Below are 15,305 nucleotides of genomic sequence, written 5' to 3' on the forward strand. Positions count from 1 at the left end.
GCACAGCAAATTCGAATCCAACGCGAACAACACTCGTGCGAGGAGGCACTTCTGATGGAAATCGATGTCGAGGTCGCGGTGGTGGGTGCCGGTCCATGCGGTGCCACACTGGCCAATCTGCTGGGCACACAGGGCGTGACGACGGTTGTGCTCGACAAGGAGCCGGCGATCATCGACCATCCGAGGGCGGTGGCGGTCGACGACGAATCGTTGCGCTCGTTCCAGACCGCGGGGATCGTCGACGACATCGTGCGGGACACCATCCAGAATGCGCCGATCCGGTACTACAACTCGCGCGGCAAGCAGTTGGCCCACGTGCGTCCCAGCGGGCAACCGTACGGCTGGCCTCGACGCAACCTGTTCCTTCAGCCGCTGATGGAAGCCGGGCTCCGGAAAGGCCTCGACCGTTTCGCCAACGTGGAACTCCATGCTGCCACCGAGGTCACGGAGTTGCTGCAGACTTCGAACGCGGTGCACCTGGTAGCGAAGTCCGAGGCGGGTGAAGTGCGGGTGCGAGCGCAGTACGTGGTCGGCGCGGACGGTGGCCGCAGCTTCGTCCGTGATGCAGCGGGTCTGCTGCTCACCGGGGAGACGGCGCCGTCGAAGTGGCTCGTCGTCGACGTCGCCGAAGATTCCCTCGATGCGCCCTATTCGGCGGTCTACTGCGATCCGGATCGGCCGGCGATGACGATCCCGCTACCGTACGGGTATCGGCGATTCGAATTCAAACTCCTACTTGACGAGACCGAGGAGGACGTCGTCACCGATCGGTCCGTCGATCGGCTGCTGCGAAAGTTCTACCGCGGGATACCGATGCCCACCGTCCTGCGGCGTCGCGTGTACTGGCATCATTCGCGGACAGCGGACCGGTTCGGGTCCGGCCGCGTCTTCGTGGCAGGCGACGCTGCGCACCTGCAACCGCCGTTCTTCGGGCAGGGCATGAACTCCGGAATCCGTGACGCGACGAACCTGGCATGGAAGTTGGCTGCGGTCGTCCAGGGACGGGCCGGTGACCGGTTGCTCGACACCTACGACGCAGAGCGCAGGAAGAATGCCGAGGCGATGGTGTCGTTCGCCACCCGGATCGGGAGCTACTATCAGCCGCGTAATCGCGCCACCGAGGTGGTGCGCGACGCCGTGTTCCGCGGGGTTCAGCTGATTCCCGGCGCGCGCGAATACATTCTGCAGATGAAATACAAGCCGGCGCCGCGTTACACCGACGGGGTGGTGGTGGCCGAACCGGAACAGGGCTCCGGATCTCCGGTAGGCCGGCTCTTCGGGCAGCCTTCGGTGCAACTCGCCGACGGCAACCGAGTGAAGCTGGACGATGCGGTCGGACGCGGATTTGCTGTTCTCGGGCTGACGGGCGATCCAGCAGAATCGCTCTCGCCGGCCACTCGAGCCCGCGTGAATGCGCTGGGGGCGAAACTGTTCCGCGTGACGGCTCCGCCGTCCGCGCGCCGCCACGGGTTCAGGGTGACGAGCAGCGGGAGTAGTTCGAGCACCGAACTGTTCGACGTCGACGGTGCGTTCCGCGACCTGAATCTCGAACGTCGGCAGGACGAGGTGATCGTCCTCCGGCCGGATCGGTACGTGGCAGCGATGTGCCGGGCCGACGAACTGGACCGGGTCATGTCTCGCCTGTGCGACGGGATGGCCGTTCCCGGCTGAACGACGTCGCGGGCCCACCCACAAGAGGAGCCGGGGCGGCGGGGGCGCCGAGGTTGCAGATTCCTGGGTTCTTTCTGCTTATCGGTCGCAGCTCCGACTCACTTGCCAAACTCATGCAGATCGCGGACGGATGCGCCCATCCGTGCCGGAATTGCCCCCTCGGGTCACGCGAGGCCCTCGCCCATGACTCAGCGCACTTCGAGTCCGCAAATGGCGGCGAGGATGGTACCGGCCGCGGGGAAGTCATGTGAAGGGAGACGTTGTGACTGTTAGGGTTTGACGGCGACAGCTCCACGCTCGCTGTCGGTGAGAGTCGCGCGCGGATCGGTTGCGGCCGGGCTTGTGCCTCTGCTCAGTATCGTGGCAGCGGCGAGTGCGACAACGAGGGCTGCGATCCCGAACCAGGCGGCGGCGTCGTAGCCGGTGTCGGTGGGCGTGTCCTCACCGGCGGGGACGGTCCCGATCAGCAGGGTGGCGCTGAGGGCGCTGCCGGCGGAGTAGCCGATGTAGCGGAGGACTTGGTAGAAGCTTGTGGCGCTGCCGGTTTCCTCGGCGGGCACACCCCGCACAATCTGCGTGGGGTGGACGGCGAAGATGCAGCCGACACCGAAACCGGCCAGTGTCATCGTCACGAGCAGCATGATCAGGTTTGCGCGTGTGGTGAGGAACAGCACCATGGCGGCGATGAGGACCAGGCAATTGACTGCGACGACGGTTTCGAGCGACATCCGCCGCAGGAGGCGGCGGATGACTTTGCTCGCGGCGAAGCTGGCGATCGAATACGGCACCAGCATCATCCCGGCGACGAGGGTGGAGGCGCCGAATCCGTATCCGCTGTCGGTAGGGGCCTGGACGTAGCGCACCACCAGTGACAGCAACGGGTAGATGCCGAGGCCGACGAGGACGACGGTGATGTCGGCGGCCAGGACGGAGCGGTGACGCAGCAGACGCAGGTCTACGAGGAGGTGGGTTGCCCGTAGCTCCCACAGGGTCCAGCCGGCGAGGACGACGAGTGCCGCGGCGAGCATGCCGAGCAGGCGTGGAGACATCCATCCCCAATCGGGTCCCTGGGAGCACACCAACAGTAGGGCGGTGACCCACGTGCCGAGCAGGACCGCGCCGGTGACGTCGACGCGGTGGCGGGGACGCGCAGCGCTCGAGGGGAGGAGCCACACGGCCAGCAGGAACGCCACGCCGCTGACGGCTGCTCCGAACCAGAATGCTGCCGCCAGTCCGAGGTATTCGGTGACGAATCCGGCGATCGGGTAACCGACACCCAGTCCGGCGGCGGTGGTCACGCCGAGCAGGGCGATTCCGGACCCGACTCTGTGTGCGGGGAGGGCGTCGCGTGCCGCGGTGATCGCCAGCGGCACCAGTCCGAGGCCGACGCCCTGCATGGCGCGTCCGATCATCAGCCACCCGAAGCCGAAGGGCAGGGCTGACAGCACACATCCGATGCACACCACAGCGGTGGCGGACAGGATGACCGGCCGGCGGTGAGGTCCGTCGGCCAGTCGGCCCAACACCGGTGAGGCGACGGCGCCGACCAGCAGTGAGATGGTCAACGTCCACTGTGACGCAGCCAGCGAGACGTCGTCGACGTCGGCGATGGTCACCAGCAGTGGGGCGCCGAGGCTGCCGACCGCGGTGGAGACCACGCCGAGGAAGACCAGCATGGGTAGGATCGGACCTACGCCAGTTTTATTAGCTACGCTTACTAGTTGACCGGAAGGCGCGTCACTGACCGATGTCCATGACTTATACGTCACACAATCTGTTGCGTTATCCACACCCGCGCAGGCTGTGTTGATGTTGACATCGCCAATCCACAGTCGATCGATAGGGCCCTGCGGATCGCAGTGTCCGAAGGAGAAGGGCTCCGAGGCGGGCGACCAGCGGCCTTGAACCCGCCGCTCTAACGTCACTGAAACAGACAGAAGCTAGTCGACGCTTGTGACCGGTATCGAACCTCCGGTGATCGCGGAACCGTTGTCCGACAACAGGAAGTCGACGACCTTCGCAATCTCCGTCGGCTTCGACCACCCCTTACGGTCCGAGTCGGGCATGGCGGAACGGTTTCCTGGAGTGTCTATGACGAACGGCAACAGCGCGTTGACTCGGATGTGGTCGTCGATGTACTCGAGTGCAAGAGTCTCGACAAGTGCCACCACGGCAGCCTTCGACGCGATGTACGACGCCGCACCGGGAAACGGTCGACGTGTCGCGGCGGCGGACATGCAGATCACGGAACCTCCACCCCCCCGAATCAAGTGTGGGAGCGCGGACTGGGTCACCGTGTACGCGGTCCGGACATTGAGGTTCAGCTGTGCGTCGAGTGTCGCCACCGGCGTTTCGTGCACCCGCGTCCCCGAAGTGAAACCCCCGACGAGGTTGACGACGCCGAAAAGGGGCCGATCCGCGTCGTCACCGGCGATGGCGACGACGTTCTCGAGGTCGTCCTCGTCGGCGAGATCGGTGCGCACCAACTGCAGATTGGGATGCTCGGGAAGGCGGCCGAGTTCGTCACGGTTGATCCACGGGACCACCACCCGCCATCCGGCCATCAGGAGGTGAGTGGTGACCGACGACCCGAGGCCACCGGTTCCCCCGGTCACCAGAGCTGTGCGTGCCATGTCCTTCACTGTCCTTTCCATACCGGCGCACGCTTCTCGGCGAATGCGCGGGGTCCTTCCTTGGCATCCTCCGACGTGGCGATCCGCGGTAGTTCGTCGGACGTCATCGACCAGCCTGCGTGCTCGTCGGGACGGTCACCGTTCGCTCGCTGTGCGAGGGCAATCCGCTTGTGTGCCTGCACGGCCAGCGGGGCGTTCGACCCGATCTGTTCGGCGAGTGCGAGCGCCGTGTCCAGCACACGCTCGGCAGGTACGACCCGATTGACCAGATGAAATTCGAGTGCCTGCCGGGCCGTCACCGGTTCACCGGTGAGGAGGAGTTCCATCGCGACCGTGGCGGGCAGCTTGGCGGGGAGACGGAAGGCACCACCGGCACCTGCGATCAGGCCCCGCTTGACTTCGGGGAGTCCGAACGTCGCCGTGTCGGCTGCGACGGCGAGATCACTCGCGAGGACCAATTCGGTTCCACCACCGAGCGCGGGCCCATTGACCGCAGCGATGGTCGGCTTGCTGATGGCGTGGCCGACGTAGCCCGCGAGCCCCCAGGCTTCGCGGCCCGCTGGAATGACGCTTTCACCGCGAGCGAGCGCCTTGAGGTCGGCCCCCGCGCAGAACGCCCTGTCGCCCGCGCCGGTGAGCACCACGACGCGGACGTTCGGGTCGGCTTCCGCTTCCTCGAGGGCGTCGCCCACCCGGATACACATGTCGGCGTTGACCGCATTGCGCGCCTCCGGACGGTTCAACGTGATCAACATCGTGTGGCCACGCATTTCGACGAGCGCCGGGGGAGTGGTGGACGTGGTGGATTCCGTGACGGTCATACTGTGTCCTTTGCAGTGGGGAGATGAGTTCGGTGGGCGCAGGTCATACCGACACCCGATCGAGGTCCGAGGCCTCCCGTGGTGGGGAGGTCGGTGTAGACGGCGGTGTCCGCGAGAAGCGGGGCGCCGGCATGGGTTGCACGACGCCGTCGATCTCCACGAAGGACCCGCGGGTGGAGAAATGAGGATCGGTGGGGGCCTCGGCGAAGCTCGATACGGGGGTGACGCACGCGTCCACGTCGGCGAAAGCGGCCGCCCACTCGGCCCTGCTGCGGGTGGTGAACCTCGCTGCCAACAGGACGCGGAGCTCGGGCCATCGACTGCGGTCGTCGCGGTCCGGAAGGGTGTTCGGGTCGAGCCCCAGAACGGCGATCAACCTGTCGTAGAACTGTGGTTCGAACGCACCGACCGCCATATAGTGGCCGTCCGAGCACTCGTATGTGTCCCAGAACGGGCAGCTACCGTCGACGAGGTTCGCGCCGCGCTCGTCCGACCACCTTCCCTGCCCCCGCATCGACCACGCGTGCTGGGTCAGGACCGCCGCCCCCTCGGCAGCGGAGACGTCGACCACCTGACCGAGTCCGGATCGCTGTCTCTCCCAGAGGGCCGAGAGGATCCCGGTGACCATGAACATGGACCCACCAGCAAACCCGGCCACCATGTTGAGTGGTGGCACGGGCCGCTCCTGGCCCCTGCCGATCGAGTGGAGGATACTCGTCGGTGCGATGAAATTGATGTCGTGTCCGGCCTTGTCGGCTCGGGGGCCGTCCTGACCCCATCCGGTGACGCGGGCGTACACCAGGGAGGACACGTGTTCGAGCACGATCGCCGGCCCCAATCCGAGGCGTTCGACGACGCCGGGACGGAAACCCTCGACGAGGACGTCCGCACCGGACGCGAGGGCGGGGACGTCGGCGGCTTCTCGAGTATCTTTGAGATCGACCTCCACGACCCGCTTTCCGCGGTGCAAGTGCTCGGCGCTGGTGTGGTCCTCGGGGAGAAGACCGGGGCGTTGGACGCGGACGACGTCGGCACCGAGATCGGCGAGAACCATCGCGGCGTGGGTGCTCGGTCCGATGTTCGCCAGCTCGACGACCCGCAGCCCGATCAAGGGTCCGCTCCTGCTCACCCTCGATCAGCTCCACACAGTGTTCGCCGGAACCGCTACCCGCGAGGGGGCCGTCGGTGTGGCCGTCGGGGTACGCGAGAACGCTGGTGCCGGTGCGGGCTGCAGGACACCGTCGAGGTCGGTGAAGACTCTCCGGTCCATCATCTGCGGGTCCCGTGCGGCCTCGTCGAAGTCCAATACCGGTGTGACGCAGGCATCCACGTCGGCGAACTGCGCTGCCCACTCGTCGCGAGTGCGCGACGCGAATTTCTCGGTGAACAGCTTGCGCACGAGGGGCCAGCCCTCGACATCACGCTGATGCCCCAGCGTCGCCGGATCGATGTCGAGAACACGCAGTAGCTCTGCGTAGAACTGGGGCTCGAGCGCACCGACCGCGACGTACTTACCGTCGGAACACTCGTAGGTGTCGTAGAAGGGTGCGGATCCGTCGAAGACGTTGGTGCCCCGGTCGTTCGACCACTGACCGGTGCCGCGCATCGACCACAGCAGATGGGCGAGCGCGGGGGCGCCGTTGACCATCGCCGCGTCGACCACCTGTCCCCAGCCCGACAGTTGACGTTCCACGAGAGCAGCGAGTACCCCGACGACGAGGAACATCGACCCACCACCGAAGTCGCCGAACAGATTCAGCGGTGGAACCGGGCGTTCGTCCTTTCGGCCGACGGCGTGGAGCAATCCGGTCACCGAGATGTAGTTGAGGTCGTGGCCGGCCTGCAACGCGCGTGGTCCGCTCTGCCCCCACCCGGTGACCCGACCGTAGATCAGGCGTGGATTGCGGGTGAGGGCCTCTTCCGGTCCGAGCCCCATACGTTCGGTCACTCCGGGTCGGAATCCCTCGACGAGAACGTCGGCTCGGTCGAGAAGGCCGAGGACCATGGCGACGTCCTCGGGACGTTTGAGGTCCGCTTCGACAATGGTGCGTCCGCGTAGTTGCTGGCTCGCCGTGCGATCGGGTGCCGGCAGACCGCCGGCGCGCTGAACTCGAACCACGTCGGCTCCGAGGTCTGCTAGAAGCATTGCAGCATGCGGTCCGGGTCCCATTCCGGCGAGTTCCAGTACGCGGATACCCGCCAGGGGACCGCTGCCGACGTCTTCGGTGGGCACGGCTGCTCCTGGGTCGAGGTGGTGTGAAGTGCGGTCGGCGACCCGGTCAGTCACTCGACGGAAGGGGCTTGGCGCTCTTGAGCGCGAGCACTTCGTCACCCAGAGCCAGGCTTCCCTCGCCGCTCTTGGTGGCGAGGACCTCGACGGTATTGGCGGCATCCGTGTAACGCTTGCCGATCGTGGTGCCCCCGGCGAGATCCCCGGCCGGTGTGAGTCCTTCCGCCGGCGATCCGGCAGGATCGATCATCGGCTGCCCGCCGCACGTCAGGGCGACGTCACCGCTCCCGCCCCGGACGACGATGACCTCGGTGCTACACACCTGGCTGCGCAGTCGTGCTCCGGTCTTCAACATGGGAATCCCTCTCTTGCTGTGGTATTCGGCCCGGTGCTCCCCGGGCCGAGGGTGGACGGCTAGACGGCGGACTTCTGAGGTTCGCAGTCGATGACGCCCGCGACGATCTCCGCGACGATGTCCTTGCGCAGGATCTTCCCGGTTAGGGTGGTGGGCAGTTCGCTGCGGTAGACGATCCGATCGGGAGTCCGGGAACCGCGCAGACGGGCGCGCACGAACTGTCGAAGCTCCTCCGCGTCGGGGACCTTGCCGGGCACGGGAACCACCGTCGCGACGATGGCCTGACCCCAGTGGTCGTCCGGGATGCCGACGACCACCACCGAGCGCACCCGTGGGTGCTCCACCAGGACGTCCTCGATCTCCGCCGGCGCGATGTTCTCGCCGCCGCGGATGATCGTGTCGTCGTTGCGACCCACCACGAAGAGGAAACCCTCGACGTCCTCGAACGCCAGATCCCGGGTGGGGAACCAACCGTCGGCGTCGAGTACCGAACCGCTACCCATGTATTCGCCGGACACCTGAGGTCCGCGGACCCACAGTTCGCCTTCGTCACCCGGTGCGACCGGCTTGTCGTAGGCATCTCTGATCTCGACCTCGATCCCGGGCACCGGCCGGCCGATCGATCCGAGCCGGGCGCGGACCGCAGGATCTTCGGATTCCAGTGCGGCGCGGTGATCCTCCGGGCCGAGCAGGGCGATCGTGGAGCTGGTCTCGGTGAGCCCGTAAGCATTGACGAAACCGACGTTCGGGAACGCGCGGAGGGCGGCTTCCAATGTGGGGCGCGGCATGCGCGCACCTCCGTAGGACAGTGACCGCAGCGTGGGGACGTCGGCATCACTGCCGCCGAGGTGATCCACGATGCGGTCGAGCATCGTCGGGACGACCATCGCCGACGTGGCCTTCGCGGTGCGCGCGAGTTCGACCCAGTCCGCGGCGTCGAACTGCGGGAGGTAAATCATTTTCCGGCCCGCGTAGAAGTTGGTCACAATCGTGCCCATGCCTGCGACGTGGTAGGGCGGAACGCTGATGAGCGCGCCGTCCGTCTCCTCGGCGGAGGCGAACTCGACGGTCCCCATCACGTAGCTCAGCAGATGGCTGTGCCGGAGCACGACGCCCTTGGGGGCGGAGGTGGTACCGCTCGTGAACAACACGATCGCCGGTGCGTCCGGGTCGACGTCCGCGGGCGGTACCGGATCCGAGGCCAGCTCCTCGGCGCGGGCGAAGAAGTCGTCGGTGGTGACGACGCGGGTGGCGTCGTCGTCCGCGACCGGTGCGAGGTAGACCGGGTCGACGACGACGAGTGCGTCGTCGACTCTCGCGATCAACTGCTGCAACTGCGCTGCACCGAGCCGGTAATTGACGGGGGTGAACGGGACACCGGCGTAGGCGGAGGCGAAGAGCAGCGCGGGAAGTTCGAGTCCGGAGCCCCCGAGGAACACGACGTTGCGCGCGCCCGACTCGATCACGGCGCTTCCCGCGCCCGCGACGAGCCGGCCGAACTCCTGGTAGGTGAGCGAACCGTCACCGACGGTGATCGCGGTGCGGTCCGGGTTGCCGGAGATCGCCATCTCCAGGATCAGCGAGATGCTCATGGTTGTCTTCCGATCAGGTGAGTGTCGAGGGAACCGTCAGTGGGGGTCCTTGGCTGGCAGGGCTGCGATCGATGGGGGATCGTTCTCGGTTCGCCCGGTCTTCGCGGCACTGCCGGGAGAGCCGAGTTCGTCGAAGAACTCCGCGTTGGAACTGACGTATCCGGACCATTGATCAGGCAGGTCGTCGTCGAAGAAGATGGCCTCGACGGGGCAGACCGGTTCACAGGCTCCGCAGTCGACGCACTCGTCGGGATGGATGTACATCATCCGTCCGCCCTCGTAGATGCAGTCGACGGGGCATTCTTCGATGCAGGCTTTGTCCAGTACATCGACGCAGGGTTCGGCAATTACGTACGGCACGGCGGGTCGGACTCCTAGCTCTGACGATGGCCTAACTCAACTTGTCCAGAACCATATGCCATCTTCTGACATCTTGTCTATGAAATTTTGAAGTCGGTCCCGAGTCGGCCCAAGGAAGGGTGCGGCCTGGGGATATGCGCGCTATCCGCATAATGTCGACGGGGAACATCGGTTATTCGCGATCGGCTCTGTTGTGCGGCGGGATCATTGGATACTCTTCTATCTGACAGCTCAGGTCACATCGAGATCCTGCAGCTCCGACGCGGCTACGTTGCCGTTCCACTCAATCGAAAGGTACTCCGCCATGGCGTTGGCGATCTCGGAAGAACACAAGGAACTGGCCGACGTGGCCGCGTCCCATCTCGCGCGGGGGAACGTGCGGGAGGCTGCACGTCGGACTCTCGACGGCACCGGCGCGGACCTTCCCGCGTTCTGGTCCGCGACGGCAGGGCTCGGCTGGTTCGGACTGCACCTGCCCGAAGAACACGGGGGGTCGGGCTTCGGTCTCCCCGAATTGACGGTGGTATTGGAGGCCCTCGGGCACGAACTGGCCCCGGGGCCGTTCCTTCCGACGGTGACGGCCTCGGCGATCCTGGCGCACAGCGCACCCGAATCGGTTCAGGCTCGGTGGCTTCCGGGACTGGCAGACGGTTCGGCGATCGGCGCCGTCGGCCTGTCGCCGGGGTTGACGCTCGATTCGGACGGTGGCCTCACCGGCGAGAGCCGCGCGGTGATCGGCGCGCCCCAGGCCGCTGTGCTCGTGCTGGTCGCGGGAGATGACGTCGTGGTGGTCGAACCCGGCGAGGCCGGTGTGTCGGTGTCGACGCGAGCGGGCTTGGACACGACTCGGACGATCGGCAACGTCACGGTCGACGGTGCTGCGATTCCCGCCGAGCGCATCCTGAAGGGCGCAGCGCGCGCCGCGGTCACGTATTTCCGCATCCTCGTCGCCGCCGAGGCCGTGGGAAGCGCGATGGCCTGCCTCGAGACCGCCACCGACTACGTGAAGACCCGCGAGCAGTTCGGGCGACCGGTCGGCACCTTCCAGGCAGTGAAGCATCATTGCGCGAACATGCTGATCGACATCGAGATGACCGTGGCCGCCACCTGGGACGCGGCGCGCGCCGGAGATGTGGAGAGCGCCTGGTTCGCCGCCGCGGTCGCGGCCTCACACGCCGCCCGGGCCCAGGTGAAAGCGGCCCGGCTCAACATCCAACTGCACGGTGGTATCGGATTCACCTGGGAGCACGACGCGCACCTCTACCTGCGTCGAGCGGACACCGTGGCGGCCGTAGTGGCGGACGGGCGAGACCCGCTGGTCGACGTCGTCGAGGCGTTCCGCGCCGGGGAAGCACACGGTGCGTCCTTCGAACTGCCGGCGGAAGCACGGACGTTCCGCGAGCAGGCCGGTGCCGCGGTGGCCCACTACAAGGCGCTGCCCGAGGGGGAGCAGCGTGACTATCTGGTGGACAGCGGCTACCTCGTTCCGCACTGGCGGAAGCCCTGGGGCCGGGAAGCCGGAGTGGTGGAGCAGCTGGTCATCGAGGAGGAATTCGCGGGCATCGATCTACCCGATCTCGGAATCACCGGCTGGGTCAACCTCACGATCTCCCAGGTCGGGACGGACGAGCAGAAGAGCCGGTGGATCGACCCCGTCCTCCGTGGGCAGACCAACTGGTGCCAGTTGTTCAGCGAGCCGGGTGCGGGGTCCGACGCGGCCGCGGTTCGCACGGCGGGCAAACGCGTCGACGGGGGGTGGCGTGTCACGGGACAGAAGGTGTGGACGAGTGCCGCGCTCGGTTGCGAGTGGGGCCTGGCCACGGTCCGGACGGATCCGCAGGCCTCTAAGCACGCCGGCGTGACGATGATGGCGATCCGGCTGGACTCACCGGGAGTCGAGATCCGCCCGCTGCGGGAGATCACCGGAGACGCGCTGTTCAACGAGGTGTTCTTCGACGACGTCTTCGTGCCGGACACCGATGTGGTCGGGGGCGAGGGAGAGGGCTGGAAGGTAGCCCGTGCGACGCTCGGCAACGAACGCGTCTCCATCGGTGGCGGCAGTGGTTCCATCGCGTTCACCGGGAAGGAACTGGTCAAGCTGCTCGACGGGTCTCCCGGTGCCAGGGAAAGCGCGGAGCACGAGGTGGGGGAGATCCTCGCGGAGGAGCACACGCTGCGTCTGCTCAACCTCCGCCAGGCCGCCCGGGCGATCGCCGGTGCCGGTCCCGGTCCCGAGGCCAACGTCACCAAACTCGTCAAAGCCGAACACTCCCAGCGCATCACCAACCTCGGCATGACTCTGGTCGGACCGGCGGCGGTGATGGGTGAGGTTCCGGACGTCTCCTACCCCTACCTCTTCACCCGTTGCCTGACGATCGCGGGTGGAACGTCGGAAATCATGCGCAACACCATCGCCGAACGGATCCTGGGGCTACCGCGCGATCCACTGGTCCGCTGAGCGATGACGGACGAAAGGAATTGCACGTGAATGACCTTCCCCTCGCGGGTGTCACCGTGGTCAGTCTGGAACAGGCTGTGGCGGCACCGTTCGCGACGCGCCAACTGGCAGATTTGGGAGCCCGCGTCATCAAGGTCGAGCGACCCGGCGACGGGGATTTCGCCCGCGGCTACGACGTGTCGGTTCATGGGCAGTCGAGTTACTTCGTCTGGCTCAACCGGTCCAAGGAATCGCTGTCACTCGATCTCAAGGCCGACGAAGGCAGGGAGATCCTGTTCGAGCTTCTCGCGACGGCAGATGTCTTCGTACAGAACCTGGGACCGGGAGCCACCGGCCGCATGGGCCTGGGCGCGGAAGATCTCGCCGCCCGCTTCCCGTCGCTGATCGTCTGCGACATCTCGGGTTACGGTGCCGACGGACCGTGGGGTACGCGCAAGGCCTACGACCTCCTGGTCCAGGCGGAGGCAGGGCTGCTGTCCATCACCGGGTCGCCGAACGAGGTCGCGAAGGCCGGAATCTCGGTCGCCGACATCGCAGCAGGAAGTTTCGCCTACTCGGGAATCCTTGCCTCCCTGTACACGCGGGCGGTGTCGGGCCGAGTGCGCTCGGTCAGTGTGTCGTTGTTCGACGCGCTGGCCGAGTGGATGGGGTCACCGGCGTACTACGCGCAGTACGGCGGCGAGAGTCCCCGGCGCACCGGTGCTCGGCATGCGACGATCGCACCGTACGGGCCGTTCACGGCAGGTGACGGAGAACGGGTGCTCCTCGCGATCCAGAATCAACGTGAATGGGAGCGGCTGTGCGTCGAGATACTGGCGCAGCCCCACCTCGTCACCGACCCTCGGTTCGCCACCAATCCCGACCGAGTGGCCAACCGAGAGGTGTTGGAGCAGATCATCACCCAAGCCATCGAGGGTTTCACCGCAGACCGACTCGCCGGGCGACTGGAGGAGGCGTCGATCGCGAACGCGCGGATGAACACGGTCGGCGAGCTCTGGGCGCACCCGGTACTGTCCGAGCGCAAGCGATGGCGAGATGTCGCGACGCCGCGCGGGACTATCCAGGCACTCGTGCCGCCGGCGTCGTTCACGGGCGTCGAACCACGGATGGATCCGGTCCCGGCGGTCGGGGAGCACTCGGCCGCGATCCTCACCGGACTCGGACGGTCCGGCACCGACATCGCACACCTGAGGTCGAAGGCGATCATCTGACGAGAGGGAGTTTCACGTGGAAGATCTGGCGCTGGTCCTGGCGGGCGGAGGAGTCGCAGGCATTGCGTGGGAACTGGGCTTCCTCCTCGGAGTGCAGGACGAGTCGGAGCACGTGGCTCGGGCGTTGCTGGATTCCACACATCTCGTCGGCACCTCGGCCGGTGCCACCGTCGCGGCCCAGATCTCCAGTGGCGTCGGCCTGAGCGATCTGTTCCACACGCAACTCGCGGCGGAGACCACCGAGATCGATCCCGGCGTCGACCTCGAGCAGCTGATGGCGGTCTTCGCGGAGGGACTCGGCGACGAGGACGCCTCGCCCGGGGAACGGTTACGCCGCATCGGGGCGGCGGCGCTCCGGGCCACCACAGTGAGTGAGGAGACGCGCAGGGCAGTCATCGAGTCTCGGCTTCCCTCGCACGAATGGCCGGAGCGGGCGCTGAGTATCACCGCAATCGACGCGTCGACCGGTGAGCTCGTCGTCTTCCAGCAAGGTCACGGTGTCTCGCTCGTCGACGCCGTGGCCGCGAGCTGTGCGGTACCGGGAATCTGGCCGCCGGTGACGATCGACGGACGCAAGTTCATGGACGGTGGTGTGGAAAGTGCCGCCAACGCGTTCTTGGCGGGAGTGTGCGGACGAGTCGTAGTCCTTGTTCCCGCACCCGAGCCCGGTCCCTATCTGCTCGGAGGGAGTCTGCTCACCGAGATCACGTCGATGACCGGTTCCGACGTGCTTCCCGTTTTTGCCGACGCTGCCGCGGTCGGGGCATTCGGGACGAACCCGTTGGCGCCCTCGACTCGAGCTCCGGCTGCACTCGCCGGGCGCGATCAGGGCCGGCGAGCAGCCGCGCAGCTGGGCGAGTTTCTCGGCGTCGTTCCCTGACGGGAACGCTCCGAAACGCAGACGACCACGAAGAGACCCGCCATGGGCTCGACACTCGCTACGGTGTCGTTCCCATGGCGGGTCGCGGCGTTCGACGGGCCGGCTGAGAGGCCTTGGCGTCTACTTCGGCTGGAAACGCAGCGCACCGTCGATCCGGATGACCTCGCCGTTGAGGTAGTCGTTTTCCGCGATGTGTTGCACGAGGCCGGCGTACTCGGACGGGCTGCCCATGCGGTTCGGGAACGGAACATTCGAACCCCAGAACTTCTCGGCTTCTTCGCGTTCCATCTTGAACGCGGGTGTGAAGAAGGTGCCCGGCGCGATGGCCATCACGCGGATACCGAACTTGGTGAGGTCACGAGCAGCCGGCAGGGTCAGACCTACTACGCCGCCCTTGGCGGCGGAGTAGGCGGTCTGTCCGATCTGGCCCTCGAATGCCGCAATGCTCGCGGTGTTGACGATGACGCCACGGCTGCCGTTCTCGTCGGCGTCGTTCTTGGCCATGGCTGCCGCGCCCAGGCGAAGCACGTTGAACGTGCCGTTGAGGAAAAGGTTGACGTACCACTGGAACTGCTCGAACGAGGCGGGCTCGCCGTCCCGTCCGACCACCCGTGAGGCCCCGGCGCCGCCGCCGTGAGCGTTGACGACGATGCGGAGCGGAGCGAGCTCGTTTGCTGCGGCGAGGGCTGCGACGACGCTGGCTTCATCGAGTACGTCGGTGCTGACGTACCGAACCTTCTCGCCGAGTTCGGCTTCCAGTGCTTTACCGCGCTCGTCGTTGAGGTCGGCGACGATCACCGAGGTTCCGGCAGCTGCGAGCTGACGTACGGTGGCCTCTCCGAGGCCTCCCGCTCCGCCCGTGACGAGCGCGGACGCGTTGCTGATGTCCATCTTCGTTGTTCCTCTCCTGGCCACGAAACGAGCCGCGAGCCGTTGACTGGTGCACTCATTCAAAAATGACACAATTGTCAGAAAAGTTCAATAGCGTGGAGGGGTAGATGTCCGATCCCGCGCGCGAGTGCGAAAGCGACTGGTGCATAGACGGTTCGAGCCCTACCGCGCCATGCGATAGGGCTCGAACCGTCCATCGACGG

General features: G+C 66.4%; 13 protein-coding genes. 4 read left to right on the forward strand and 9 right to left on the reverse strand.

The genetic code is table 11. The annotated features are described in order from the left end of the window. Nucleotides 1-54: 54 nt before the first annotated feature. The gene (locus tag ROP_RS35260; RefSeq protein ID WP_015890767.1) at nt 55-1,671 is read left to right on the forward strand and encodes a bifunctional 3-(3-hydroxy-phenyl)propionate/3-hydroxycinnamic acid hydroxylase; all 1,617 of its coding nucleotides are present in this window, start codon (nt 55-57) and stop codon (nt 1,669-1,671) included. Between the two features lie 269 nt (nt 1,672-1,940). On the opposite strand, the gene ROP_RS35265 is transcribed toward ROP_RS35260, so the two are convergent. The 8 genes from ROP_RS35265 to fdxA form a co-directional block, all read right to left on the reverse strand. Further along, nucleotides 1,941-3,347 carry an MFS transporter gene (locus ROP_RS35265; protein ID WP_043826029.1) on the reverse strand — a complete coding sequence of 469 codons (1,407 nt, stop codon included), beginning with the start codon at nt 3,345-3,347 and terminating at the stop codon, nt 1,941-1,943. Nucleotides 3,348-3,611: 264 nt separating this feature from the next. Then, nucleotides 3,612-4,304, reverse strand: coding sequence for an SDR family NAD(P)-dependent oxidoreductase (locus ROP_RS35270; protein ID WP_043777198.1), 693 nt, complete (start codon nt 4,302-4,304; stop codon nt 3,612-3,614). 5 nt (nt 4,305-4,309) lie between these two features. Then, complete coding sequence (locus tag ROP_RS35275; RefSeq protein WP_015890769.1) at nt 4,310-5,125, reverse strand: crotonase/enoyl-CoA hydratase family protein; 816 nt, start codon at nt 5,123-5,125, stop codon at nt 4,310-4,312. 43 nt (nt 5,126-5,168) lie between these two features. Continuing rightward, nucleotides 5,169-6,236, reverse strand: a complete 1,068-nt coding sequence (locus ROP_RS35280; RefSeq protein ID WP_043826031.1) for a CaiB/BaiF CoA transferase family protein — start codon at nt 6,234-6,236, stop codon at nt 5,169-5,171. Between the two features lie 24 nt (nt 6,237-6,260). After that, nucleotides 6,261-7,358: a CaiB/BaiF CoA transferase family protein gene (locus ROP_RS35285; protein ID WP_015890771.1), complete on the reverse strand. Its 1,098-nt coding sequence runs from the start codon at nt 7,356-7,358 to the stop codon at nt 6,261-6,263. A gap of 46 nt (nt 7,359-7,404) precedes the next feature. Further along, nucleotides 7,405-7,710 (reverse strand): hypothetical protein, encoded by a 306-nt coding sequence (locus ROP_RS35290; RefSeq protein WP_015890772.1) that lies wholly within the window; start codon nt 7,708-7,710, stop codon nt 7,405-7,407. Nucleotides 7,711-7,769: 59 nt separating this feature from the next. Next, a complete protein-coding gene (locus ROP_RS35295) occupies nt 7,770-9,302 on the reverse strand; it encodes a class I adenylate-forming enzyme family protein (protein WP_015890773.1) in 1,533 nt (510 codons plus the stop codon). A gap of 36 nt (nt 9,303-9,338) precedes the next feature. Then, nucleotides 9,339-9,662 (reverse strand): ferredoxin, encoded by a 324-nt coding sequence (gene fdxA, locus ROP_RS35300; protein WP_005573081.1) that lies wholly within the window; start codon nt 9,660-9,662, stop codon nt 9,339-9,341. 304 nt (nt 9,663-9,966) lie between these two features. Between fdxA and ROP_RS35305 the strand changes: the two genes are divergently transcribed. Genes ROP_RS35305 through ROP_RS35315 form a run of 3 tightly spaced genes read left to right on the forward strand, consistent with a single transcriptional unit; the run spans nt 9,967 to nt 14,211 of the window. Beyond that, entirely contained in the window at nt 9,967-12,120 is a 2,154-nt protein-coding gene (locus ROP_RS35305) for an acyl-CoA dehydrogenase (protein WP_015890774.1), read from the forward strand. A gap of 26 nt (nt 12,121-12,146) precedes the next feature. After that, on the forward strand, nt 12,147-13,331 hold the full coding sequence (locus ROP_RS35310) for a CaiB/BaiF CoA transferase family protein (protein ID WP_015890775.1): 1,185 nt from the start codon (nt 12,147-12,149) through the stop codon (nt 13,329-13,331). A 16-nt stretch (nt 13,332-13,347) separates the two neighbouring features. After that, complete coding sequence (locus tag ROP_RS35315) at nt 13,348-14,211, forward strand: patatin-like phospholipase family protein (RefSeq protein WP_015890776.1); 864 nt, start codon at nt 13,348-13,350, stop codon at nt 14,209-14,211. Between the two features lie 120 nt (nt 14,212-14,331). Here ROP_RS35315 and ROP_RS35320 read toward each other — a convergent pair whose 3' ends face one another. Continuing rightward, on the reverse strand, nt 14,332-15,102 hold the full coding sequence (locus ROP_RS35320) for an SDR family NAD(P)-dependent oxidoreductase (RefSeq protein ID WP_005573077.1): 771 nt from the start codon (nt 15,100-15,102) through the stop codon (nt 14,332-14,334). Between the last annotated feature and the right edge of the window lie 203 nt (nt 15,103-15,305).

This window comes from Rhodococcus opacus B4, from assembly GCF_000010805.1.
GTDB lineage: Bacteria > Actinomycetota > Actinomycetes > Mycobacteriales > Mycobacteriaceae > Rhodococcus_F > Rhodococcus_F opacus_C.

Coding starts and splice junctions, on each gene's coding strand:
- ROP_RS35290 (WP_015890772.1), bottom strand. CDS start 7,710: ATGTTGAAGACCGGAGCACGACTGCGCAGCCAGGTGTGTAGCACCGAG.
- ROP_RS35295 (WP_015890773.1), bottom strand. CDS start 9,302: ATGAGCATCTCGCTGATCCTGGAGATGGCGATCTCCGGCAACCCGGAC.
- ROP_RS35260 (WP_015890767.1), top strand. CDS start 55: ATGGAAATCGATGTCGAGGTCGCGGTGGTGGGTGCCGGTCCATGCGGT.
- ROP_RS35320 (WP_005573077.1), bottom strand. CDS start 15,102: ATGGACATCAGCAACGCGTCCGCGCTCGTCACGGGCGGAGCGGGAGGC.
- ROP_RS35305 (WP_015890774.1), top strand. CDS start 9,967: ATGGCGTTGGCGATCTCGGAAGAACACAAGGAACTGGCCGACGTGGCC.
- ROP_RS35270 (WP_043777198.1), bottom strand. CDS start 4,304: ATGGCACGCACAGCTCTGGTGACCGGGGGAACCGGTGGCCTCGGGTCG.
- ROP_RS35275 (WP_015890769.1), bottom strand. CDS start 5,125: ATGACCGTCACGGAATCCACCACGTCCACCACTCCCCCGGCGCTCGTC.
- ROP_RS35265 (WP_043826029.1), bottom strand. CDS start 3,347: ATGCTGGTCTTCCTCGGCGTGGTCTCCACCGCGGTCGGCAGCCTCGGC.